Source organism: Streptomyces sp. NPDC046870 (assembly GCF_040704595.1).
Lineage (GTDB): Bacteria > Actinomycetota > Actinomycetes > Streptomycetales > Streptomycetaceae > Streptomyces > Streptomyces argyrophylli.
Genome location: NZ_JBEYXM010000025.1, coordinates 92,315 through 115,229, shown reverse-complemented (window position 1 = coordinate 115,229; position 22,915 = coordinate 92,315). Strand labels below are relative to the sequence as shown.

Genomic DNA, 22,915 nt, shown 5'->3' with positions numbered 1-22,915 from the left:
CGACCCGTCAGCTCCGCCGATCCGAGAGGAAGAGCGACGCACCATGAGGAGATCCCCCCGCGCAGTCCGGCTGTTGCTCGCCGGGCTGCTCTCCGCAGCCGGTCTCAGTGTGGCCGTACCCCCCGCGCACGCGGCCGGTGAGCAGGTCACCGCCTGGCTCACCACCACCGACGACGCCGCCGGCCGGCACGTCGTGCGCGGCCTTCAGCCGCAGACGCCGTTCGCCTTCCAGTCCGGGACGGGCGGCAGCGGCGAGAACATCACCGTCGACGAGAACACCCGCTACCAGACCTTCACCGGCGGCGGCGCGTCCTTCACGGACACCGCCGCCTGGCTGATGAACAGCAGCGGGGCGCTGTCCCAGGCGACCCGGGACGCGACCATGCGCAAGCTGTTCTCGCCGACCGACGGCATCGGCCTGTCGTTCCTGCGCAACCCCATGGGCGCCTCGGACCTCGCCCGCTACGGCTACACCTACGACGACGTGCCGGCCGGGCAGACCGACCCGTCCCTCGCGAAGTTCTCCATCGCGCACGACCTGGCCGACGTCGTCCCGCTGACCCGGCAGGCGCTCCAGCTCAACCCCTCCCTGACGGTGATGGCCTCGCCGTGGACCGCGCCGGCGTGGATGAAGGACAGCGGCTCGCTCAACGGCGGCTGGCTGAAGGCCGAGGACTACGGGGCGTACGCCTCCTACTTCGTGAAGTACCTCCAGGCGTACAAGGACCAGGGGATCAACGTCTCTTACGTCACCGCGCAGAACGAGCCGACCTGCTGTTCCGGCTACCCGTCGATGAGCTGGAACGCGAGCGGCCTCGCCTACTTCACCAAGAGCGAGCTGCTGCCCAAGCTCCAGTCGGCGGGCCTGACCACCAAGGTGCTGGCGCACGACTGGAACTGGGACGTCTACGACTCCTACGCGGCCCAGACCGTGGACGACCCGGCCGTCCGCAACCACCCCAACTTCGGCGGCATCGCCTGGCACGGCTACGGCGGTGACGTCGCCAAGCAGACCACCGTGCACAACCAGTACCCCGCGCTGGACGCCTTCGGCACCGAGCACTCCGGCGGCACCTGGATCGCCGACCAGCAGCGCGAGGACATGTCCAACATCATCGACTACACCCGCAACTGGGCGAAGTCGGTGACCAAGTGGTCGCTGGCCGTGGACCAGAACATGGGCCCGCACAACGGCGGCTGCGGCACCTGCACCGGTCTGATCACCGTGCACAACGGCGACGGCGCGAGCGGGAGCGTGGACTACACCGTCGAGTACTACGACATGGGCCACCTCACCAAGTTCGTCCGCCCCGGCGCCCAGCGCATAGCCTCCACCGCCTCCTCCGCGGTGCCGAACGTGGCCTGGCGCAACCCGGACGGCGGCAAGGCGCTGATCGCGTACAACGACTCCTCGTCGGCCCGCACCGTGACCATCAACTGGGGCTCCCAGCACGCCACGTACTCGCTGCCCGGCAACACCTCGGCCACCTTCACCTGGTCCGGCACCCAGTCCGGCGGTGGCGCCAGGACCGGCGCCTTCGTGGGCCTCGCCGGCAAGTGCCTGGACGTGGCGGGCGGTTCGAGCGCCAACGGCACGGCGGTGCAGCTCTACGACTGCAACGGCAGCGCGGCCCAGCAGTGGACCGTCCAGGCCGACGGCTCGGTGCAGGCGCTCGGCAAGTGCCTGGACGTGGTCTCCGGTTCGACGGCGGACGGCGCCAAGGTGCAGTTGTACGACTGCAACGGAACCGGTGCCCAACGGTGGTCGTACAACGCCTCCACGGGTGATGTGGTGAACACGGCGGCGAACAAGTGCCTCGACGTCACCGACAACTCGTCGGCGAACGGGACCCGGGCCCAGATCTGGTCGTGCACCGGCGCCGCCAACCAGAAGTGGACCCTGCGGTGAGGCGGTAAGGCGGACCATGCGACGTACGGGGGCCGTGGCGGCGGGGATCGCCGGCGGGATGCTGCTGCTCAGCGGCTGTGGCGCCGCCGACCTGCCGCTCGCGGGGGTACGGGCCGCGCCGGACGGGACGCCGTACGCGGTGTTCCGTCCGTGCGGTGACGACGGCTACCAGGGCCCGGACCTGGACGGGCGGGCCCGGGGCGCCGGGAAGGGCCCGGTGACCACCGGGTGGGACGTACGGAAGGACGGCCTGCGCGGCGACGCCGACTTCCCCCTGTTCGACCCGCCCGCCGCCTGGCACGCCCGCCACCGGGGCGCCCGGCACCTCCTGCCCCGGCACCGCTACGTCCTCAGGTTCGGGCACTACGCCGGCGGCGACTCCTACAACGGGGTCGTGGAGTTCACCGGCGAGCAGATCGGCCGGCTGAAGCCCGGCCAGGTCTGGGCGGACGACCGGGCGATGAGCCTCGCCGCGTTCGAACGGCTCGCCGCCGACTCGTGCTGAGCGGCGGCCACCGGGCGGCTGGGAGACGATGAAGGGGGCCGGCCCCCAGCCGGCCGGCCACCCACCGAGGGAGCGGGATCATGCGCGAGTTCCTGGTCGAGATCACCACCTCGGTGCCCGACGGCACCCCCGAGGAAGAGGTCGCGCGGCGCCGGGCCGCCGAGGCCGTCCGGGCCCGGGAACTGGCGGCCACCGGGCATCTGCTGCGGCTGTGGCGGCCGGTCGGGGAACCGCGCAGCATCGGCGTCTGGCGGGCCGACGACGAGGCGCAGCTGCACGAGCGGGTCCTCGGTACGCTGCCGCTGCGCCCGTGGATGCAGCTCACCGTCACTCCGCTGGAGTCCCATCCGAACGACCCCGGCCGCGGCTGACGGCCGGTGACCTGGAGCCCCCATGACGACACCGCAGGACCTCTTCCTCGTCAGCCTGGACGTACCGGGCGCGCACCCCGTCGAGCAGGGCGATCTGTCGCTGGCGCTCGCCGGTGCGGAGCTGATCGACCTGCTCGGCGCCCGCGCGCTCACCCTGGACGGCGAGCGCATCGTGCCCGGGCCGGTGCTGACCACGGGTGACCGGCTGCTGGACGAGGCCGGGGCGAAGCTCGTCCGCGAGGAGCCGTACGAGACGGTCGAGGACTGGCTGTGGCGGCGCGGCGAGGGGCTGGCCGTGGCCTACCGGGACGTCCTGGAGGCCGACGGGCAGCTCACCGGGAAGCGCCGGCACTGGTGGCCGGGGCGGGGCGGCACCGAGACCCCGGCCGACACCGCCGCGCGGCGGCACGCGACCGACCGCTGGGACTCCCACGACCCGGTGCTGACCGGCCTCGCGGGCACGCTGGGCATCGAACCGGACCGGGCGGCCTCCTCCGGACTCGACGACGAGTCGGTGGTCACCGTCCTGGCGGCGGTCGGCGACGCGGTCACCGAGCTGGAGGCGGTGCGCGAGCGGCGCCGCATCGAGAACATCGCCTTCGACAACATCTGGCGGGCGCCCTGAGCGGCGCGGGACCGGCCGGCCGGCGTCACAGGATCAGCTGGCCGATGCCCAGCAGGTTGCCCTCGCTGTCCCGGAACCACGCGCCCCGCTCCGCCCGCGCGCCCTTGCTCGGGTAGTTGCCCTCGATCTCCGCGATGCCGTCCCGGGTGCGCAGGCCGGGCACGTCGACCTCCTGGAACTCGACGCCCCGGCGGCGCAGCTCGGTGACGACCGCCTCGATGTCCTCCACCTCGAAGGCCATCTGGGTGAAGGTGCCGGGCGAGGCCCCCGTCGAGCGGAACACGACGAAGTCCGCGCCCGCGCAGCGGTACAGCAGCCCGCCGGGCCGTTCGTCCACCGGGTACAGGCCGAGCTTCTCGGCGTAGAAGCGGCGGGCCCGGTCCAGGTCCCGGGCCGGCAGCCGGGTGGCGACGCGGGCCCGGGACAGCACGTCCTGGTCGTCTGAGGTCATGCCTCCACTGTGGCCTACTCGGCGGGCTCCACGCCCGCGCGGAGGAGGCCGTACGTGTACGCGTCCTCCAGGGCCTGCCAGGAGGCGGCGATCACGTTCTCGGCCACGCCGACCGTGGCCCACTCGCCGGAGCCGTCCGAGGTGGAGATCAGCACGCGGGTGGTGGACTGGGTGCCGTGCTTGCCCTCCAGGATGCGGACCTTGTAGTCGACCAGGTCCAGCTTGGCGAGCTGCGGATAGATCTTCTCCAGGGCCACGCGCAGGGCGCGGTCCAGGGCGTTGACGGGGCCGTTGCCCTCGGCGGTGGCGACGATCCGCTCGCTCTTGGCCCACAGCTTGACCGTGGCCTCGTTGGCGTGGGTGCCATCGGGCCGGTCCTCGACGATGGCCCGCCAGGACTCGACGTCGAAGTACTTCAGCGGCCTGCCCTCGGCCTCGGCGCGCAGCAGCAGCTCGAACGAGGCGTCCGCCGCCTCGTAGGTGTAGCCCTTGAGCTCGCGCTCCTTCACCCGCTCGACCACCCGGCCGACCAGCTCCCGGTCGCCGCTCAGGTCGATGCCCAGCTCCTTGCCCTTCAGCTCGACCGAGGCGCGGCCGGCCATGTCGGAGACGAGCATGCGCATGGTGTTGCCGACCAGCTCGGGGTCGATGTGCTGGTACAGGTCGGGGTCGACCTTGATGGCGGAGGCGTGCAGACCGGCCTTGTGCGCGAAGGCGGAGACACCGACGTAGGGCTGGTGGGTCGACGGCGTCAGGTTGACGACCTCGGCGATGGCGTGGGAGATGCGGGTCATCTCGCGCAGCCGGCCCTCGGGCAGCACCTTCTTGCCGTACTTCAGTTCCAGGGCGGCGACCACCGGGAACAGGTTGGCGTTGCCGACGCGTTCGCCGTAGCCGTTGGCCGTGCACTGCACGTGGGTGGCGCCCGCGTCGACGGCGGCCAGGGTGTTGGCGACCGCGCAGCCGGTGTCGTCCTGGGCGTGGATGCCGAGCCGGGCGCCGGTGTCGGCGAGGACGGTGGAGACGACCGCGTGCACCTGGGCGGGGAGCATGCCGCCGTTGGTGTCGCAGAGGATGACGACGTCGGCGCCGGCTTCCGAGGCGGTGCGGACGACCGCCTTGGCGTACTCCGGGTCGGCGCGGTAGCCGTCGAAGAAGTGCTCGCAGTCCACGAAGACGCGGCGGCCCTGCTCGCGCAGGTACGACACGGTGTCGCGGACCATCTCCAGGTTCTCGTCCAGGGTGGTGCGCAGCGCCAGCTCCACGTGCCGGTCGTGCGCCTTGGCGACCAGGGTGATCACCGGGGCGCCGGAGCTGAGCAGTGCGTTGACCTGAGGGTCCTCGGCGGCCGTGCTGCCGGCGCGGCGGGTGGCGCCGAAGGCGACCAGCTGGGCGTGGCGGAAGTCGATCTCCGCCTGCGCGCGGGCGAAGAACTCCGTGTCGCGGGGGTTCGCGCCGGGCCAGCCACCCTCGATGAAGCCCACGCCGAACTCGTCCAGGTGCCGGGCGATGGCGAGCTTGTCCGCGACGGTGAGGTTGATCCCCTCGCGCTGCGCGCCGTCGCGCAGCGTGGTGTCGAAGACGTGGAACGAGTCGTCGAGCTCGCTGTTTGCCGTCTCGGTCATGTCTCAAGGCTCCTGTGGGAAATCTTCGGTCTTTACCGGAATGACCGGCTCCACCGTTCCTCCATGCTCCCTCGCGCTCCGCCTCCGGCTGAGGGTGGGCCGGAAAACGAAAAAACCCCTCGCGGGTGCGAGAGGTCTGCGCGCGGGTCGAGGACGACGGTGGCCACCCGCACCTGGTCGTGAGGTGGTCACTGCGGACCGGCGCGCCTGCTGCCGATAATCATGGCGAACGAGAGCACGGGGGCAGTCTGGCACAGCTCCGCCCCCGGCTCACCGACCGTCTCAGGATGCGGTCGTCACGCTGGACTCCGCGCGAGCCGCCACCCGGGCGAGGTCCAGGTCCTTGGTCTCGCGCATGGTGACGTACACCACGAGGGAGACGGCGGCGCAGCCGGCCACGTACCAGTAGAAGCCGGACTCGATGCCGCCCTTCTTGAACCACAGGGCGACGTACTCGGCGGTGCCGCCGAAGAGGGCGTTGGCGATGGCGTACGGCAGGGCGACGCCGAGCGCGCGGACGCCGGTCGGGAACAGCTCGGCCTTCACACAGGCGTTGATGGAGGTGTAGCCGGTGACCACGACCAGCGCGAGCAGGGCGAGGCCGAGGGCGGGCCAGTAGCCGTCCGCGTGCTTGAGCAGCGTCATGATCGGAACCGTCAGGAAGGTGGAGCCGACGGCGAACGTGATCAGCAGCGGGCGGCGGCCGATGCGGTCGGACAGGGCGCCCGCGAGCGGCTGGAGGCACGCGAAGACGATCAGCGCGGTGAACGAGACGAGCGTGGCGGTCTCCTTGGACAGCCCCGCCGAGTTGGACAGGTACTTGGTCAGGTAGGTGGTGTACGTGTAGTACGCCACCGTGCCGCCCATGGTGAGGGCGACCACCAGGAACGCCTCCCGCCGGTGCCGCCACAGCGCCCGCAGGGTGCCGCGCTCCTCGGTGTGCGAGGCGTCCTCCTCGTACACCTCCGTCTCCAGCATGGTGCGGCGCAGGTAGAAGACGACGGCCGCGCCGAGCGCGCCGACGACGAACGGGATGCGCCAGCCGTAGCTGTGCAGGGCGTCGTCGGACAGGGTGCGCTGGAGGACGATCTGGAGGCCGAGGCCGACGATCTGGCCGGCGGTCATGGACACGTACTGGAAGCTGGACGCGAAGCCGCGCCGCCCCGGGTCCGAGGCCTCGGTCAGATAGGTGGCGCTGGCCGCGTACTCGCCGCCCACCGACAGGCCCTGGAGCAGGCGGGCGACGAGCAGCACGAGGGCTCCGCCGTAGCCGGCGACCCCGTAGGTGGGGGCGACGGCGATGAGGACCGCCGAGGCCGACATGAGCGTGACGGTCAGGGTCAGCGCCGCCTTGCGGCCCTTGCGGTCACCGACCCTGCCCAGCAGCCAGCCGCCGACGGGGCGCATGAAGAAGCCGACGGCGAAGATGCCGGCGGTGTTCATCAGCTGGGCGGTGGGGTTGCCGCTGGGGAAGAAGGCACCGGCGAAGTACGTGGCGAAGCTCGCGTACACGAACCAGTCGAACCACTCGACCATGTTGCCCGCCGAGCCGACCCAGATCCTCTTCCAGTGTTGTCGTCCCATGGGCCGTTACCTGCCCGCCCGCGGAGGAAAGGATTCCGATGCGCCGCCGGACGTGCGCCCCTAGGAGGTCGCGGCGAGCCCGTCCTCGATGAACTCCCGGACGTGCGCGAGGACCTGGCCCCTGTCCGTGCCCCGCAGCCCGATCGCCACGTGAATGGAGAACCCGTCCAGCAGCGCGCGCAGCCTCGTCGCGAAGCGGTCCGCGTCCACCGGGCGGAACTCCCCCCGTGAGACCCCTTCGGCGATCAGCGCGACCAGGTCGCGGTGCCACGCGCCCTCGATCGCCGCCTGGCGGGCCCGCGCGTCCTCGTCGGCGTTCTGCGAGCGGTTCCAGACCTCCAGCCACAGGGTCCAGTGCGGATCGCGGTGCCCGTCGGGGACGTACAGGTCGACGTACCCCGACAGCCGCTCCCGGGCGCTCCCGGGCCGGGCCAGCAGCCGCCCCCGTTCCGCGCCAAGCCGGCCCTCGCTCCACTCCAGCGTCTGGAGCAGCAGCTCGTCCTTGGAGCGGAAGTAGTACAGCAGGTGGCCGCTGCTCATGCCGACCTCGCGGCCCAGCGCCGCCATGGTGAGCTTCTCCAGACCGCGCTCGGCGATCATGTTCATGGCGGCGGCGAGGACCTCCTCGCGCGGCGGCGCATTCCTGCGCGCCCGGCCCGCCCCGGTCATCTGCCGCTCCCGTGTGTGTCAGACCCTCGGCTGCTGTTGCGTGATGCAGTGGATACCGCCCCCGCCCGCGAAGATCGTACGCGCGTCCACCAGCGTCACCGTCCGCTCCGGGAACAGGCGCCGGAAGATCCCGGCGGCGATCTCGTCGCGCGGGTCGTCGAAGCCGCACAGCACCACGCCGCCGTTGCAGAGGTAGTGGTTGATGTAGGAGTAGTCGGCCCAGTGCCCGTCGGCCTCCAGGGCGGTGGGCGCGGGCACCTCCACGACCTCCAGACGGCGGCCCCGGGCGTCGGTCGCCGCCCTCAGCCGGCCGATGACCTCCTGGGTGACCTCGTGGTCGGGGTGGGCCGGGTCCGGCTGGTGGTGGGCGACCACGACGCCCGGCCGGGCGAACGCGGCGACGATGTCGACATGGCCGAGGGTGCCGAAGCCGTGGGGAGGGTAGTCGCCGGTCAGGCCGCGCGGCAGCCATATCGCCTTGCTGGTGCCGAGGTGGGCGTGGATCTCCGCCTCGACCTCCGCCCTGGTCCAGTGCGGGTTGCGCTCGGGGCCGAGCTGCACGGTCTCGGTGAGCAGCACGGTGCCCTCGCCGTCGACGTGGATCGCGCCGCCCTCGTTGACCAGCTTCGAGGCGTACGCCGTGGCGCCCGCGAGGCCGGAGACGTACGCGCCGATCCTGGAGTCGTGCTCCCAGCGGGCCCATTCCTGGGCGCCCCAGCCGTTGAAGGTCCAGTCCACGGCGGCCAGCCGGCCCCGGCCGTCGGTGAGGAAGGTGGGGCCGATGTCCCGCATCCAGGCGTCGTCCAGCTCGCGCTCGACCGTGTCGACGCCGGGGCCGAGCAGCGCCCGGGCCTCCTGCGACTGGCCGGGGCCGCACACCACGGTCACCGGTTCGAAGCGGCGGACGGCGCGGGCCACGGACGCCCAGGCGGTCCGGGCGGCGGCCAGGCCGTCCGGGTCGTCGAAGGTGGGGTTGGGGCTCGGCCAGGCCATCCAGGTGCGCTCGTGGGGGGCCCACTCGGCGGGCATGCGGAAGCCGTCGGCGGCGGGGGTGCTCATGGCACGGGTCCTTAGAGGAAGTAGAGGCGGTTGAGGGAGACGGAGTCGGCCGGCTCCGAGCGGATCGGGTCGCCGTCGAGGGTGACCAGTCCGGTGCGCCGGTCGACGTCCACCGTTCCCGTACGGGAGTTCAGCCGCAGGTCGGCGGGTCCGATGCCCCGGGTGCCGTGCACGGCGACCCTTCTGCGCCGGGTCGGCATCCGGTCGTTGCCCTGGTCGGCGGCGGCGCGGGCGACGAACGCCACGGAGAGGTCGGCGGCCGTGGCGCCGTACGCGCCGAACTGCGGTCCCAGGACGAGGGGTTCGCAGGTGTCGGTGGCCGCGTTGGGGTCGCCGACCACGCCGTACGCCGGGAAGCCGGCCTTGAGGACGAGCTGCGGTTTGGCCCCGAAGTACTCCGGGCGCCAGAGCACGATGTCGGCGAGCTTGCCCACCTCGATCGAGCCGACCTCGTGCGACAGCCCGTGCGCGATGGCCGGGTTGATGGTCAGCTTCGCCATGTAGCGCAGGACGCGCGCGTTGTCGTCGCCCTCGCCGTCGCCGGCCTCCCCGTCATGGGGAAGCAGGGGTCCCAGCTCGGCCTTCATCTTGCCGGCCATGGCGAAGGTGCGGCGGACCGTCTCACCGGCGCGGCCCATGCCCTGGGCGTCGGAGGAGGTGATGCCGATCGCGCCCAGGTCGTGCAGCACGTCCTCGGCGCCCATGGTGCCGGCGCGGATCCGGTCACGGGCCATGGCCGCGTCACCGGGCAGGTCGGGCTTCAGGTCGTGGACGGAGACGATCATGCCGTAGTGCTCGGCGACCGCGTCCCGGCCGAAGGGCAGGGTGGGGTTGGTGGAGGAGCCGATGACGTTCGGGACGCCGGCCATCTTCAGCACGTTGGGCACGTGTCCGCCGCCGCAGCCCTCGATGTGGAAGGCGTGGATCGTGCGGCCCTGAAGCACCCGCAGGGTGTCCTCGACCGACAGGCACTCGTTCAGCCCGTCGCTGTGCAGCGCGACTTGGACGTCGTGCTCCTCGGCGACCCGGAGCGCGGTGTCCAGCGCGCGGGTGTGGGCGCCCATGTCCTCGTGCACCTTGAAGCCGGACGCGCCGCCCTCGGCCAGGGCCTCCACGAGCGGCGCGGCGTGGGAGGACGAACCCCGGCCCAGGAAGCCGATGTTGACCGGCCAGGCGTCGAAGGCGTTGAAGGCGTGCCGCAGCGCCCAGGGCGAGTTGACGCCGACACCCCACACCGGGCCGAACTCCTGCCCGATGATCGTGGTGACGCCGGAGGCGAGGGACGCCTCCATGATGCGCGGCGACAGCAGGTGCACATGGGTGTCGACGGCCCCGGCGGTGGCGATCAGCCCCTCGCCGGAGACGATCGAGGTACCGGTGCCGACGACGACGTCCACACCGTCCAGGGTGTCCGGGTTGCCGGCCCGCCCGATGGCGCACACGCGGCCCTCGCGGATGCCGATGGACACCTTCCTGATCCCCTGCACCGCGTCGATCACGACGACGTTGCTGATCACGACGTCACAGGTGTCCCGGACGGCGGCGGCCTTCAGGTGCAGCCCGTCGCGGGCGGTCTTGCCGAAGCCCGCCAGGAACTCGTCGCCGTACTTCTGCGAGTCGGACTCGACGCGGACGGTGAGCCCGGAGTCGCCGAGGCGGATGCGGTCGCCGGCGCGGGGGCCGTGGGTGGCGGCGTAGGCGTGCGGGTCGATGTGGACCGACCGGCTCACCTCGCGTCCCTTCGAGCGGCTCATCGCTCCTCGCCTCCTTCGGCTGCGGCTCCCAGGTATCCGCAGGCGGCGGCCCTGCGGAGGGCTTCCTCCTGCGCGCCCGGCGCGTCCAGCGGCCCGTCGACCAGTCCGGCGAAGCCGATCGCGACGCGCTCGCCGCCGATGGGGACGAGCCCGACCTCCTCGCTCTCGCCCGGCCCGAAGCGGACCGAGGAGCCGGCGGGCACGGCGAGCCGCATGCCGTAGGCCCGCTCGCGGTCGAAGTCGAGGCGCGGATTGGCCTCGAAGAAGTGGAAGTGGGAGGTGACGGAGACCGGCACGCTCGCGGTGTTGGTGACGCGCAGCCGGACGACGGGCCCGGGGTCGGCGTGCTCCGGGCCGGGGATCAGGGCGCCCGGGGCGTCCGCGCCCAGGCCTCCGGCGGCTTCGCGGGGGGACCCCCAGCCGATGGGGTCGGAGACGACCGCGAGCCGGGAGCCGTCGTCGAAGACGGCCTCGACCATCACCTCGGCGACGACGTCGGCGACGCCGGGCAGGACGTCGTCCGGGCTGAGCACCGACCGGGCCGCCTCGACGGCCTCCGCGAGCCGCTTGCCGTCGCGGGCGGCCTCGCAGACGGTGTCCGCGATCAGCGCGGTGGCCTCGGGCACGTTCAGCCTGAGACCGCGCGCCCGGCGGGCCCGGGCCAGCTCGGCGGCCCCGAAGAGCAGCAGCCGGTCACGTTCCGTGGGGGTCAGTCTCACGACCCGGCACCTCCTTGGCTTCCCTGATTTGAGCATCACTCTAAACAGGGAAGCCGCGAAAGAGAAGCATTGTCGTGATGGTCGATGCTGTGCTTTGAGCAACGCTCTAATTCGGATGTGCGACAGGGCGGCCAACGAGAAGCGCCCCGGAGGGGTGCGGGGACCACGGGACCAGCCGAACTGGACCCGCGGACGCCCGGCACCCCTCCGGGGCGCTTCCGGCCGCGCTCTTAACCGACCCGGTGCATCCAGCCGTGTTTGTCCTCGGTCAGGCCCCGCTGGATGCCGAGCAGAGCCTCGCGCAGACGCCCGGTGACCGGCCCGGGGGTCCCGTCGCCGTGGGACCACTGATCGGTCCTGGTCTTGACGTGGCCGATCGGCGTGACGACGGCCGCGGTACCGCAGGCGAACACCTCGGTCAGCGCGCCGGACGCGGCGTCCTCGCGCCACTGCTGGAGGGTGATCACGCCTTCCTCGGCGGTGTAGCCGAGGTCACGGGCGACCTGGAGGAGGGAGTCACGGGTGATGCCCTCCAGGATGGAGCCGGTGAGCGACGGGGTGACGATCCGGTCGCCGTAGACGAACGCCACGTTCATGCTGCCGCTCTCCTCGACCTTGGTGCGGGTGACCGCGTCGAGGTACACGACCTGGTCGCAGCCGTGCGCGGCGGCCTCGGCCTGCGGCAGCAGGGACGCGGCGTAGTTGCCGCCGGTCTTGGCGTCGCCGGTACCGCCCGGCACGGCGCGGACGTGGTCCTCGGAGACCCAGATGGTGACCGGCTTCACGCCGCCGGCGAAGTACGCGCCGGACGGGGAGGCGATCAGCATGAACAGGTACTCGTTCGCCGGGTGCACGCCGAGCGCGGCCTCCGTGGCGAACATGAACGGCCGCAGGTACAGGGAGGCCTCGCCGCCGTGCGGCGGGACCCAGTCGGCGTCCTGGGTGAGCAGGGCGTCCAGCGCGGCGATGAACAGCTCCTCGGGCAGCTCGGCCATGGCCATGCGGCGGGCGGAGTTGCGGAAGCGGCGGGCGTTGGCCTCGGGACGGAACAGCGCGACCGAGCCGTCGGGCTGGCGGTAGGCCTTCAGGCCCTCGAAGATCTCCTGGCCGTAGTGCAGGACGTGCGTGGACGGGTCCAGGGAGATCGGCCCGTACGGAACGAGCTGTCCGTCGTGCCAGCCACGGCCCTCGGTCCACTTGATCGTCACCATGTGGTCGGTGAAGTGGCGGCCGAACCCCGGGTTGGCCAGGATCGCCTCGCGTTCCGCGGCGGCGAGCGGGCTGGCGGAGGGCTTGAGCTCGATCGTGGGCGTCGTCATGAGTGATTGTCCTTCACCGGTTGTAGTGACGGGCCGCGCTCACCCCTGTGCTCCCGGTCGCCGGTGACAGGACGTCCGGGCAATCCCTCATACCGCGGCTCCGCGTTCGATTATCGCGCGGACGGCGGTACGGGACGGAATCGGGGTGAAGCGGTCCAAGGGTTGATGGTGGCACCCGGCGAGGCACAGGAAAAGCCGCCGGGTGCGGTTGCGACCCGGCGGCTCGGTGTAGCGCGGCGGGTCAGCCGGCTACGCGTACGGCGAGGGCGTCGCCGATCCCGGAGGTGCTCCGGGCGGGCTGCCCGGCACGCTCGGTGAGGTCGGCGGCGACCGCCGCGTCGATCCGGTCGGCCTCGGTGTCGTAGCCGAGGTGGCGCAGCAGGAGCGCGACGGACAGGACGGTGGCGGTGGGGTCGGCCTTGCCCTGGCCGGCGATGTCCGGGGCCGAGCCGTGGACCGGCTCGAACATGGACGGGAACTCACGGGTGGGGTTGATGTTCCCGGAGGCGGCCACGCCGATGCCGCCGGAGACGGCCGCGGCGAGGTCGGTGATGATGTCGCCGAAGAGGTTGTCGGTGACGATGACGTCGAACCGGCCGGGGTCGGTGACCAGGTAGATGGTCGCGGCGTCGACGTGGATGTAGTCCGTGGTGACCTCGGGGTACTCCTCGGCCACCTTGTTGAAGACGTTCGTCCACAGGTGCCCGGCGAAGGTCAGCACGTTGTTCTTGTGGACCAGCGTGAGCTTCTTGCGCGGGCGGGCCTGGGCGCGCGCGAAGGCGTCGCGGACGACGCGCTCGACACCGTAGGCCGTGTTGACGGACACCTCGGTGGCGACCTCGTGCGCGGTGCCCTTGCGGATGGTGCCGCCGTTGCCGGTGTACGGGCCCTCGGTGCCCTCGCGGACGACGACGAAGTCGATCTCCGGCTGGCCGGCGAGCGGGGTGGCGACACCCGGGAGCAGCTTCGACGGACGCAGGTTGACGTGGTGGTCGAAGGCGAACCGGAGCTTGAGCAGGAAGCCGCGCTCCAGCACGCCGGACGGCACCGACGGGTCGCCGATGGCGCCCAGCAGGATGGCGTCGTGCTGCTTGAGGGAGGCGAGGTCGGCGTCGGTGAGGGTCTCACCGGTGGCGTGGTAGCGCTTGGCGCCGAAGTCGTACTCCCTGGTCTCCAGCTTCACATCCTGCGGCAGGACGGCGGAGAGGACCTTCAGACCCTCGGCCACGACCTCCTGGCCGATGCCGTCACCGGGGATCACTGCGAGATTGATGCTGCGAGACATGCGGGCACCCTACTCCTCGTCCCAGGTGATGACACGTGGTGTCCGTCATGCGGACACCGGGCGCTCCCGGCCGGTGGTCCGGCTCAGTGGCCGGTCTCGCCGCCGTTGTCCCGGCGGTCCAGGGCGCGCTGGAGGGCGGCGGCGGCGTTCTTGCGGTCGGACTCGCTCGTGCGGGACACGTGGCGGACGCGGCGGCGGACGGTCGTCTCGGCCATGGCGATCGACTCCTTCGGCATTCGTGGAGCACGGCAAGGAAGGGGGTGACGAGACGCCGGAAGGGGCGGGGAGCACCGGCCGCAGGGGTTGCCTGCACGGGGCCCGGCTCACGACCGCCATTCGCTGGATGGAGCGAGACGTTCGGCTCCTACAAAACTAAGGGAGTGACCCGTGTCTGTCTGCACAATTACTCGGACTTCCTACTATCTGAGACGGCGCACCGGGCCACACCGCTCCGAGCTGGGGTTTCGTCCGTCACAGGACGTCCCCGTCCCGCCAGTCGAAGACGAGTTCCCCGTCCGGGTCGAGCGTGCCGCGCACGTACACGCCGCCTTCCTCGTCGTGCAGCCGGACGATCCCGTCCGGCGAGAGGGCGTGCACCCGCCCGGCCCAGCGCTGCCAGCCCCGGGCGGCGTACAGCGGGGCTCCCTCGTCGCTCGCCGCGAGCGCGCCGAGGTCGTAGGCCCGGTCGACCACGCGCTCCAGCCCGGCCATCACCCGCCCGCCGAGCCCGGTGCGCCGCACGTCGGCCCGCACGGCGACGGCCTCCACGTACCCCGCGCGCAGCCAGCGCCCCCGGTGCCGCACCCGCCGCATCACGACGGCCCCGTGAGCGGCGAGCCCGGCCCCGTCCCGGACGAGCGCGTGCAGCCCGCCCAGCCCGTGCTCCCAGTCGGCGTCGGAGAAGTCCCCGTCGAAGGCGGCGTCCAGCAGGGCGCGGACCTCGCGGAGTCCGGGCGCGTCCAGGTCGGCGGTGTGGGCGAGGCGCAGGGTCATGGCGCCAGTATCGGCGCGGGAGCCTTCCGGGGGACGGCCGGCGGACATGGGAACGGCCCGGGGAGCCCGCTCGTGTCGGGCTTCCCGGGCCGTGCTCGGGGGGCTGGTCAGCCCATGTGCGGGTAGGTGTAGTCGGTCGGCGCGACCAGGGTCTCCTTGATGGCGCGGGTCAGCGTCCAGCGCTGGAGGTTCTGCGGGGCGCCGGCCTTGTCGTTGGTGCCGGAGGCACGGCCGCCGCCGAAGGGCTGCTGGCCGACGACGGCGCCGGTCGACTTGTCGTTGATGTAGAAGTTGCCCGCGGCGAAGCGGAGCTTGTCCATCGTGTACGCCGCCGCCGCGCGGTCGTTGGCGATGACCGAGCCGGTGAGGGCGTAGTCCGACACCGACTCCATCTGGGTCAGCATCTCGTCGTACTTGTCGTCCTCATAGACGTGCACCGCGAGGATCGGGCCGAAGTACTCGGTGGTGAAGACCTCGTTCTCCGGGTCGGTGCACTCGATGACGGTCGGGCGCACGAAGTAGCCGACCGAGTCGTCGTAGCTGCCGCCCGCGACGATCGTGCAGGACGGGTCCGCCTTGGCGCGGTCGATCGCGGCCTTGTTCTTGGCGAAGGCACGCTCGTCGATCACGGCGCCGATGAAGTTCGACAGGTCGGTGACGTCACCCATGGTCAGGTAGTCGACCTCGGCCGCGAACTCCTCCTTGAAGCCCGAGTTCCAGATGGACGCCGGGATGTAGGCGCGGGAGGTCGCGCTGCACTTCTGGCCCTGGTACTCGAAGGCGCCCCGGGTGAGGGCCGTCTTCAGCACCGCGCGGTCGGCCGACGGGTGCGCGACGAGGAAGTCCTTGCCGCCGGTCTCGCCGACCAGACGCGGGTAGGAGCGGTACTTCTCGATGTTGTTGCCGACCGTCTTCCACAGGTACTGGAAGGTCTTGGTCGAGCCGGTGAAGTGGATGCCCGCGAGGTCCCGGTGCTCCAGGGCGACCTTGGAGACCTCGATGCCGTCGCCGGTGACGAGGTTGATGACGCCCTTGGGCAGGCCCGCCTCCTCCAGCAGCCGCATGAGGAGCACGGCCGCGTGGGTCTGCGTCGGGGACGGCTTCCAGACCACCACGTTGCCCATCAGGGCGGGGGCGGTGGGCAGGTTGCCGGCGATCGCCGTGAAGTTGAACGGCGTGATCGCGTAGACGAAGCCCTCCAGCGGGCGGTGGTCCAGGCGGTTCCACACGCCCGGGGAGTTCGCCGGGGGCTGCTCGGCGAGGATGTTCCGGGCGTAGTGGACGTTGAAGCGCCAGAAGTCGACCAGCTCACAGGGGGTGTCGATCTCGGCCTGCTGCGCGGTCTTGGACTGGCCCAGCATCGTCGAGGCGGCGAGGGTCTCGCGCCAGGGGCCGGCCAGCAGCTCGGCGGCGCGCAGGATGATCGCGGCGCGGTCGTCGAAGGACATCGCACGCCAGGCCGGCGCGGCGGCCAGGGCCGCGTCGATGGCGTCCCTGGCGTCCTGCTGGGTGGCGTGGCGGCCGGTGCCGATGACGGCCTTGTGGTTGTGCGGCTGCACGACCTCGAAGGGCTCGCCGCCGCCCAGCCGCTTCTCCCCGCCGATCGTCATCGGCAGCTCGATCGGGTTCTCGGCCAGCTCCTTGAGCTTGGCCTCGAGCCGGGCGCGCTCGGGCGAGCCGGGGGCGTAGCCGTGCACCGGCTCGTTGACGGGGGTGGGGACCTGGGTCACAGCGTCCATGAGATCCGTAACTCCTTGTACGTGAGCGGGTGTGCGGGCTCAGCCCTTGCTGACCATGCTGCGGAGGAAGAACCGGAGGTTGGCCGGCTTCTCCGCCAGGCGGCGCATGAAGTAGCCGTACCAGTCGGTGCCGTAGGCGGTGTAGACGCGCATGCGGTGGCCCTCGGCGGCCAGCCGCAGGTGCTCCTCGCCGCGGATGCCGTACAGCATCTGGAACTCGTACTCGTCCAGCTTGCGGCCGGCCTTGTGGGCGAGCTCCTGGGCGATGGCGATCAGCCGCGGGTCGTGGGACCCGATCATCGGGTAGCCCTCGCCCTCCATCAGCGTCCTCAGGATGCGCACGTAGGCCTTGTCGATCTCGTGCTTCTGCTGGTAGGCGACCTCGGCGGGCTCCTTGTAGGCGCCCTTGACCAGGCGGACGCGGCTGCCGCCCGCGGCGAGGCGGCGGGCGTCGGCCTCGGTGCGGAAGAGGTAGGCCTGGATGACGCAGCCGGTCTGCGGGAAGTCCTTCCGCAGTTCCTCGTGGATGGCGAACATCGAGTCGAGGGTGGTGTGGTCCTCGGCGTCGAGCGTCACGGTCGTGCCGATGGCGGCGGCGGCCTCGACGACCGGGCGGACGTTCGCGAGCGCCAGTTCGTGGCCGCCCGCCAGCGCCTGGCCGAACATGGACAGCTTGACGGACATCTCCACGCGCTCGCCCAGCCCCAGGTCCTTGAGGTGGTCGATCAGCGCCAGGTAGGCGTCCCGGGCGGCGGTGGCCTGCTCGGGGGTGGTGATGTCCTCGCCGACGACGTCCATCGTCAGCTCCAGGCCCTTGGCCGTGAGGTCCTTGATGATCGGGACGATGTCGGCCACGGTCTCGCCGGGGATGAAGCGGTCGACGACCTGCTTGGTCACCGGGGCCGCCGAGATCAGGCGTCGCATCCGGTCGCTGCGCGACGCGGCGAGAATCACGGGACCCAGCACGGGGCACCTCCACAGACAAGCACCGAATACGGCCGTCACCCGACGATTCGGGAACGGCACGGAGAATCACCGTGAAACCTATGGATCCCTCCGATCGTCGGCCATCGACAGCTGTCACGCATCCGTGCCCGGGATCTCAGACAGATGTATGAAGGTGTCCGTCACATGGGGGAGAATGCCCGGGTGGCGGCTGAATTCAAGGCGGACTACCAGGAGCTGGTGGACGAGCTCTCCGAGTTGCTGGGGGCCCCGGCGACTCTGGAGAACCGCGACTTCGAGCTGATCGCCTTCGGTGCCTACGACAGCGAGGACGAGCTGGACCCGACCGCGCTGGACCCGGTGCGCACGCGCTCGATCCTGACCCGGCGCTCCACGGCGGCGGTCCGCGCCTGGTTCGAGGGCTTCGGGATCACGCGCGCGACCGGGCCGGTCCGCATCCCGCCGAGCCCGGAGGCCGGTGTCTACCGCGGCCGGATCTGTCTGCCGGTGCGCCACCGGGGCGTCGTCCTCGGCTACGTCTGGCTGCTGGACAGCGATCCCGGACCGACCGACGCCCAGCTCGCCGCCGCCCTGCGGGTCGCGGGCCGGATCGGCGCGCTGCTCGCGGACGAGGCGGAGGCCGGGGCCGGGCTGAGCCGGGAGCTGCGGGCCGTGCTCACCGCCGAACGCGGCTGGCAGCGGGACATGGCGGTGGCGGAGCTGCGCACCGCGCTGGGGCCCCGCGCGGACGGTCCGCACACCCTGGTCTGCGTGGCGCCGTGGCCGTCGGCCGACCCGGACGACGCCCCCGCCGCCCGGACGATCCCGCACGCCACGGCGCTGTGCACACTGCCGTGGGGTGCCTCGGGGCAGAGCCTGGCGCTGCTGGTGCGCCTGCGGACCACGGAGTCCAGCGCACCGGCGCTGGCGGCGGCCGCGCGGCTGCTTAAGGAGGCCGACGGGGCCCACGGGGCGCCGGGCGGCGCGGCGCGCGGGGCGGGGGCCCGGGTGGCGGCGGCGGTCGCGGCGGGGTTCGCCGCCGGGGCCCGTGCCGCCGGGGCCACCGGCTGCGCGGCCGGGGTCGGCGAGCCCCGTACCGGCCTCACCGAGCTGGGCACCATCTGGCAGGAGGCGTCGGCCGCCGCGCGGGCCGCGCTGGCCGAGCCGCGGTTCGGTCCGGTCGCGCAGTGGGCGCGGATCGGGGCGTACCGGCTGCTGACCGCGCTGCCGCCGGAGGCCGCGTACGACCCGGTGGTCGGCCCGCTCCTCTCCCCCGCCCACCGGGAGCTGGCCCGCACGGCCGAGGTCTACCTGGACTGTGCCGGGCAGGCCGGCCGCACGGCGGCCGAGCTGGGCATCCACCGTCAGACCCTCTACTACCGCCTGTCCCGGGTGGAACAGCTCACCGGGCTGGACCTGGACGACGGGGAGGACCGGCTGCTGCTGCACATGGCGCTGAAGCGGGCGCGGCTGTGACGCCTGGCGCGGTCAGCTCCGCGCGGCCTGCCGGATCACCCGCCGCAACCCCTCGGTGAGCTGCTCGGCGGTGGTCGCCGTACCGGGGTCGAAGAGCCACTGGACCATGAGGCCGTTGAGCAGGGTCTGGTAGAGGCGCCCCTCGGTGTCGACCGTCTCCTCGTCCAGGTCGGGCTCGGGGACGCCGTTGAACAGCGGGACGAGTCCCGCGCGGCCTTCCTTCTGGGCCTCGGCCAGCAGCTTGCGCACCTCCTCCAGCCGCTCGTCCTGGAACATCAGCTCGAAGCTGAGCAGCCAGATCGCCCGTGACTCGGGCACGGTCCGGATGATCCCGGCCCACACCTCCCGGAAGCGCTCCAGCGAGCCCGGCGGCTGGGTCATCTCGCCGTCCAGGCCGGGGTCGAAGCGCTCGCCGACGCCCTCGATCAGCGAGACGTACGCCTGTACCAGCAGCGCGTCCTTGGAGCCGTAGTGGTAGCCGATGGACGCGAGGTTGGTGCCCGACTCCTTGACGATGTCGCGCGCGGTGGTGCGCAGGAAACCCTTGTCCAGCAGGCAGCGCTTGGCGCCTTCGAGCAGATCCTCACGGTGTCCCATGGGCCCACCCTATCCCGCGATCCATACAACTGTCCTAGACGAATGACTTATACAGTCGTCCTAGACAAGTGTTTAAGACGCTCGTACAGTCCTCGGCATGACGATGAACCCGACGAGCACCACCGACCCGGCCGGCGCCGGGAGCGCGCCCGCCCGCGCCGGACGCCGCGAGTGGACCGCGCTCGGCGTGCTGATGCTGCCGCTGCTCCTGGTCTCGATGGACGTCTCGGTCCTCTACTTCGCGACCCCCGCGATCAGCGCCGACCTGCGCCCGAGCGGCACCCAGCAGCTGTGGATCTTCGACGTCTACGGCTTCGTCCTGGCCGGCCTGCTGCTGACCATGGGCTCGCTCGGCGACCGCGTCGGCCGCCGCAGGCTCCTGCTCACGGGAGCCGCGGCCTTCGGCGCCGCCTCGCTCCTCGCGGCCTACGCGAACAGCGCCGGGACCCTGATCGCGGCCCGCGCGGTCCTCGGCATCGGCGGCGCCACCCTGATGCCCTCCACGATGGGCCTGCTGCGCACGATGTTCACCGACCCGGCCCAGCGGGCGAAGGCGATCGGCATGTGGTCCGGCGTGATGACCGGCGGCATCGCCCTCGGCTCGGTGATGAGCGGCATCCTGGTCGAGCACTTCTGGTGGGGCTCGGTCTTCCTGGTCAACCTGCCCGCGATGGCGCTGCTGCTGCTCCTCGGCCCGGTGCTGCTGCCCGAGTCGAAGGACCCCGCGCCCGGCCGCTTCGACTGGCCGAGCGTCCCGCTGTCGCTCGCCGCCGTGCTCCCGGTCGTCTACGGCCTGAAGGAGATCCCCTCCGAGGGATGGAACCCGGGGTACGTCGTCTCGATCACCGTCGGCCTGCTCTTCGCCGCCCTGTTCGTCCGGCGCCAGCGCACCGGCACCTCACCGCTGATCCCGCCGGCCCTCCTGCGGCGCCGCGGCTTCACCCCGTCGCTGGTCCTGACCCTCGTCTGCGCGTTCGGGATGATGGGCTCGGCCATCTTCACCACGCAGTACCTCCAGTCCGTCCTCGGCAAGAGCCCGCTCCAGGCGGCCCTGTGGAGCCTGCTGCCGTCGGTCCTCATCGGGGTCGCCGGACCGGTCAGCGCCCACCTCGTCCAGCGGGGCGTCCCCCGCGGACACGTCGTCGCCTGCGGCTTCGCGGTCAGCGCGGCCGGATACGCCCTGCTCGCCCTCGTCGGCACCGACTCCCTGTGGCTGGTGCTGGCCGCCGCCGGCGTCCTCGCCTGCGGGGCGGTCATGGTGCTGTCCCAGCTGACCGACCTGGCGATGAGCGCGGCGCCGGCGGAACGGGCGGGCACCGCCTCCTCGCTGCTGGAGACCGGCACCGAGTTCGGCGGCGCCCTCGGCATGGCGGTCCTGGGCTCCATCGGCACGGCGGTCTACCGCCACGCGATGCCCGCCACCGCCCCGGCCGAGGCCCGCGAGACCCTGGGCGGTGCGCTGGCCGGAGCGGCGCGGCTGCCGGGCCGGAGCGGAGAGGCCCTGCTCGCGACGGCACGGGAGGCGTTCACCAGCGGCATGCGGGGCGCCGCGCTGGCCGGAGCGGTGATCCTGGTGCTGGCGGCGGTGGGGGCCGCGGCGACGCTGCGCGGGACCGGGCCCGGGCGGAAGCAGGCGACGGAAAAACGCCGGACGGGCTGAGGAGTACCTCAGCCCGTCCGGCGTTCCGGCACAGGTGGCTCAGACCAGGTTGACCGACCGGGCCGACGTGGCGCCGATCTCGGAGGCGACCTCGGCCAGGACGGTGGCGCCCACCGTGTCGTCGACGGTCAGCACGGCCAGCGCCTCCCCGCCCACGGCCGCGCGGGCGACCTGCATGCCGGCGATGTTGATGCCCGCCTCGCCGAGGATGCGGCCGACGGTGCCGACGACACCCGGGCGGTCCTCGTAGCGCAGCACCACCATGTGGTCGGCGAGCGCGAGGTCGACGTCGTACTCACCGACCGCGACGACCTTCTGCACGTGCTTCGGGCCGGACAGCGTGCCGGAGACCGACACCTCCTCGCCGGTGCCCAGCGTGCCGCGCACGGTCACCACGTTGCGGTGGTCGCCCGACTCCGAGCTGGTGGTCAGGCGGACCTCCACCCCGCGCTCCTGCGCGAACAGCGGGGCGTTGACGTAGGACACGGTCTCGTCGACGACGTCCTCGAAGACGCCCTTGAGCGCGGACAGCTCCAGCACCTTCACGTCGTGCTGGGTGATCTCGCCGTACACCTCGACGTCGAGGCGGACCGCGACCTCGCCGGCGAGCGCGGTGAAGATGCGGCCGAGGCGCTCGGCGAGCGGCAGGCCCGGCTTGACGTCCTCGGCGATGACACCGCCCTGGACGTTGACGGCGTCCGGCACCAGCTCGCCGGCGAGGGCCAGGCGGACCGACCTGGCGACGGCGATACCGGCCTTCTCCTGCGCCTCGTCCGTCGACGCGCCCAGGTGCGGGGTGGAGACGACCTGGTCCAGCTCGAAGAGCGGGGAGTCGGTGCAGGGCTCCTTGGCGTACACGTCGAGGCCGGCGCCGGCGACCCGGCCCTCCTTCAGCGCCGCGTACAGCGCCGCCTCGTCCACGATGCCGCCGCGCGCGGCGTTGACGATGCGGACGCTGGGCTTGACCTTGCGCAGCGCCTCGTCGCCGATGAGGCCGAGCGTCTCGGGGGTCTTGGGCAGGTGGACGGTGATGAAGTCGGAGACCTCCAGCAGCTCGTCCAGGGAGAGCACCTTGACGCCCATCTGCGCGGCTCGCGCGGGCTGCACGTAGGGGTCGTAGGCGACGACCTTCATGCCGAAGGCGGACATGCGCTGCGCGACGAGGGCACCGATGCGGCCCAGGCCCACGACGCCCAGCGTCTTCTCGGCCAGCTCGACGCCCGTGTACTTGCTGCGCTTCCACTCGCCGTTCTTCAGCGCGGCGTTGGCCTGCGGGATGTTGCGGGCGGTGGAGAGGATGAGACCGCAGGCCAGCTCGGCGGCGGTCACGATGTTGGAGGTCGGGGCGTTGACGACCATCACGCCGGCCTTGGTGGCGGCGGAGACGTCGACGTTGTCCAGGCCGACGCCGGCCCGGGCGACGACCTTGAGCTTCCTCGCGGCGGCGATGGCCTCGGCGTCGACCTTGGTGGCCGAACGGATCAGGATCGCGTCCACCTCGGCGATGGCCGGCAGCAGCTCGGAGCGGTCCGCTCCGTTGCAGTGCCGGATCTCGAAGTCCGGACCGAGTGCGTCGACGGTGGCAGGCGACAGCTCTTCAGCGATGAGTACGACGGGTTTCGAGCTCACG

At 72.0% G+C, this 22,915-nt stretch carries 21 protein-coding genes; 6 read left to right on the top strand and 15 right to left on the bottom strand.

Annotated features, from left to right (window positions below):
• Positions 1-43: 43 nt before the first annotated feature.
• From AB0946_RS34590 to AB0946_RS34575, 4 genes are all read left to right on the top strand, one after another.
• Entirely contained in the window at positions 44-1,909 is a 1,866-nt protein-coding gene (locus AB0946_RS34590) for a ricin-type beta-trefoil lectin domain protein (protein WP_366764645.1), read from the top strand.
• 16 nt (positions 1,910-1,925) lie between these two features.
• A complete protein-coding gene (locus tag AB0946_RS34585) occupies positions 1,926-2,414 on the top strand; it encodes a hypothetical protein (RefSeq protein WP_366764644.1) in 489 nt (162 codons plus the stop codon).
• A gap of 80 nt (positions 2,415-2,494) precedes the next feature.
• Positions 2,495-2,785: a muconolactone Delta-isomerase family protein gene (locus AB0946_RS34580; protein ID WP_366764643.1), complete on the top strand. Its 291-nt coding sequence runs from the start codon at positions 2,495-2,497 to the stop codon at positions 2,783-2,785.
• A gap of 22 nt (positions 2,786-2,807) precedes the next feature.
• The gene (locus tag AB0946_RS34575; protein ID WP_366764642.1) at positions 2,808-3,410 is read left to right on the top strand and encodes a GPP34 family phosphoprotein; all 603 of its coding nucleotides are present in this window, start codon (positions 2,808-2,810) and stop codon (positions 3,408-3,410) included.
• 25 nt (positions 3,411-3,435) lie between these two features.
• Here AB0946_RS34575 and AB0946_RS34570 read toward each other — a convergent pair whose 3' ends face one another.
• The 13 genes from AB0946_RS34570 to AB0946_RS34510 all read right to left on the bottom strand — a co-directional run bounded on the left by AB0946_RS34570 (position 3,436) and on the right by AB0946_RS34510 (position 17,573).
• Positions 3,436-3,861, bottom strand: a complete 426-nt coding sequence (locus AB0946_RS34570; protein WP_366764641.1) for a VOC family protein — start codon at positions 3,859-3,861, stop codon at positions 3,436-3,438.
• A gap of 14 nt (positions 3,862-3,875) precedes the next feature.
• Positions 3,876-5,486 carry a citramalate synthase gene (gene cimA, locus AB0946_RS34565; protein ID WP_366764640.1) on the bottom strand — a complete coding sequence of 537 codons (1,611 nt, stop codon included), beginning with the start codon at positions 5,484-5,486 and terminating at the stop codon, positions 3,876-3,878.
• Positions 5,487-5,768: 282 nt separating this feature from the next.
• Positions 5,769-7,070 (bottom strand): MFS transporter, encoded by a 1,302-nt coding sequence (locus tag AB0946_RS34560; RefSeq protein WP_366764639.1) that lies wholly within the window; start codon positions 7,068-7,070, stop codon positions 5,769-5,771.
• A 60-nt stretch (positions 7,071-7,130) separates the two neighbouring features.
• Entirely contained in the window at positions 7,131-7,739 is a 609-nt protein-coding gene (locus tag AB0946_RS34555; RefSeq protein WP_366764638.1) for a TetR/AcrR family transcriptional regulator, read from the bottom strand.
• A gap of 18 nt (positions 7,740-7,757) precedes the next feature.
• Entirely contained in the window at positions 7,758-8,798 is a 1,041-nt protein-coding gene (locus AB0946_RS34550) for an agmatine deiminase family protein (RefSeq protein ID WP_366764637.1), read from the bottom strand.
• Between the two features lie 11 nt (positions 8,799-8,809).
• On the bottom strand, positions 8,810-10,552 hold the full coding sequence (locus tag AB0946_RS34545) for an urease subunit alpha (protein WP_366764636.1): 1,743 nt from the start codon (positions 10,550-10,552) through the stop codon (positions 8,810-8,812).
• The gene (gene ureA / locus AB0946_RS34540; RefSeq protein ID WP_366764635.1) at positions 10,549-11,271 is read right to left on the bottom strand and encodes an urease subunit gamma; all 723 of its coding nucleotides are present in this window, start codon (positions 11,269-11,271) and stop codon (positions 10,549-10,551) included. Before ureA ends, AB0946_RS34545 begins: the two co-directional genes overlap by 4 nt.
• A gap of 230 nt (positions 11,272-11,501) precedes the next feature.
• Positions 11,502-12,590 carry a branched-chain amino acid aminotransferase gene (locus AB0946_RS34535; RefSeq protein WP_366764634.1) on the bottom strand — a complete coding sequence of 363 codons (1,089 nt, stop codon included), beginning with the start codon at positions 12,588-12,590 and terminating at the stop codon, positions 11,502-11,504.
• A 241-nt stretch (positions 12,591-12,831) separates the two neighbouring features.
• Entirely contained in the window at positions 12,832-13,875 is a 1,044-nt protein-coding gene (locus AB0946_RS34530) for a 3-isopropylmalate dehydrogenase (RefSeq protein WP_366764633.1), read from the bottom strand.
• 83 nt (positions 13,876-13,958) lie between these two features.
• Positions 13,959-14,090: a hypothetical protein gene (locus AB0946_RS34525; protein WP_015493350.1), complete on the bottom strand. Its 132-nt coding sequence runs from the start codon at positions 14,088-14,090 to the stop codon at positions 13,959-13,961.
• Between the two features lie 256 nt (positions 14,091-14,346).
• Positions 14,347-14,868, bottom strand: a complete 522-nt coding sequence (locus AB0946_RS34520; RefSeq protein WP_366764632.1) for a GNAT family N-acetyltransferase — start codon at positions 14,866-14,868, stop codon at positions 14,347-14,349.
• Between the two features lie 107 nt (positions 14,869-14,975).
• Positions 14,976-16,607, bottom strand: coding sequence for an L-glutamate gamma-semialdehyde dehydrogenase (pruA, locus tag AB0946_RS34515; RefSeq protein WP_366764631.1), 1,632 nt, complete (start codon positions 16,605-16,607; stop codon positions 14,976-14,978).
• Positions 16,608-16,646: 39 nt separating this feature from the next.
• On the bottom strand, positions 16,647-17,573 hold the full coding sequence (locus AB0946_RS34510) for a proline dehydrogenase family protein (protein ID WP_366764630.1): 927 nt from the start codon (positions 17,571-17,573) through the stop codon (positions 16,647-16,649).
• 165 nt (positions 17,574-17,738) lie between these two features.
• Between AB0946_RS34510 and AB0946_RS34505 the strand changes: the two genes are divergently transcribed.
• Complete coding sequence (locus AB0946_RS34505) at positions 17,739-19,028, top strand: helix-turn-helix domain-containing protein (RefSeq protein ID WP_366764629.1); 1,290 nt, start codon at positions 17,739-17,741, stop codon at positions 19,026-19,028.
• A gap of 12 nt (positions 19,029-19,040) precedes the next feature.
• Here AB0946_RS34505 and AB0946_RS34500 read toward each other — a convergent pair whose 3' ends face one another.
• A complete protein-coding gene (locus AB0946_RS34500) occupies positions 19,041-19,625 on the bottom strand; it encodes a TetR/AcrR family transcriptional regulator (protein WP_366764628.1) in 585 nt (194 codons plus the stop codon).
• Positions 19,626-19,722: 97 nt separating this feature from the next.
• On the opposite strand from AB0946_RS34500, the gene AB0946_RS34495 reads away from it, so the two are divergent.
• On the top strand, positions 19,723-21,285 hold the full coding sequence (locus tag AB0946_RS34495) for an MFS transporter (RefSeq protein WP_366764627.1): 1,563 nt from the start codon (positions 19,723-19,725) through the stop codon (positions 21,283-21,285).
• Between the two features lie 39 nt (positions 21,286-21,324).
• Here AB0946_RS34495 and serA read toward each other — a convergent pair whose 3' ends face one another.
• Entirely contained in the window at positions 21,325-22,914 is a 1,590-nt protein-coding gene (gene serA / locus AB0946_RS34490) for a phosphoglycerate dehydrogenase (protein WP_366764626.1), read from the bottom strand.
• Position 22,915 lies beyond the last annotated feature (1 nt).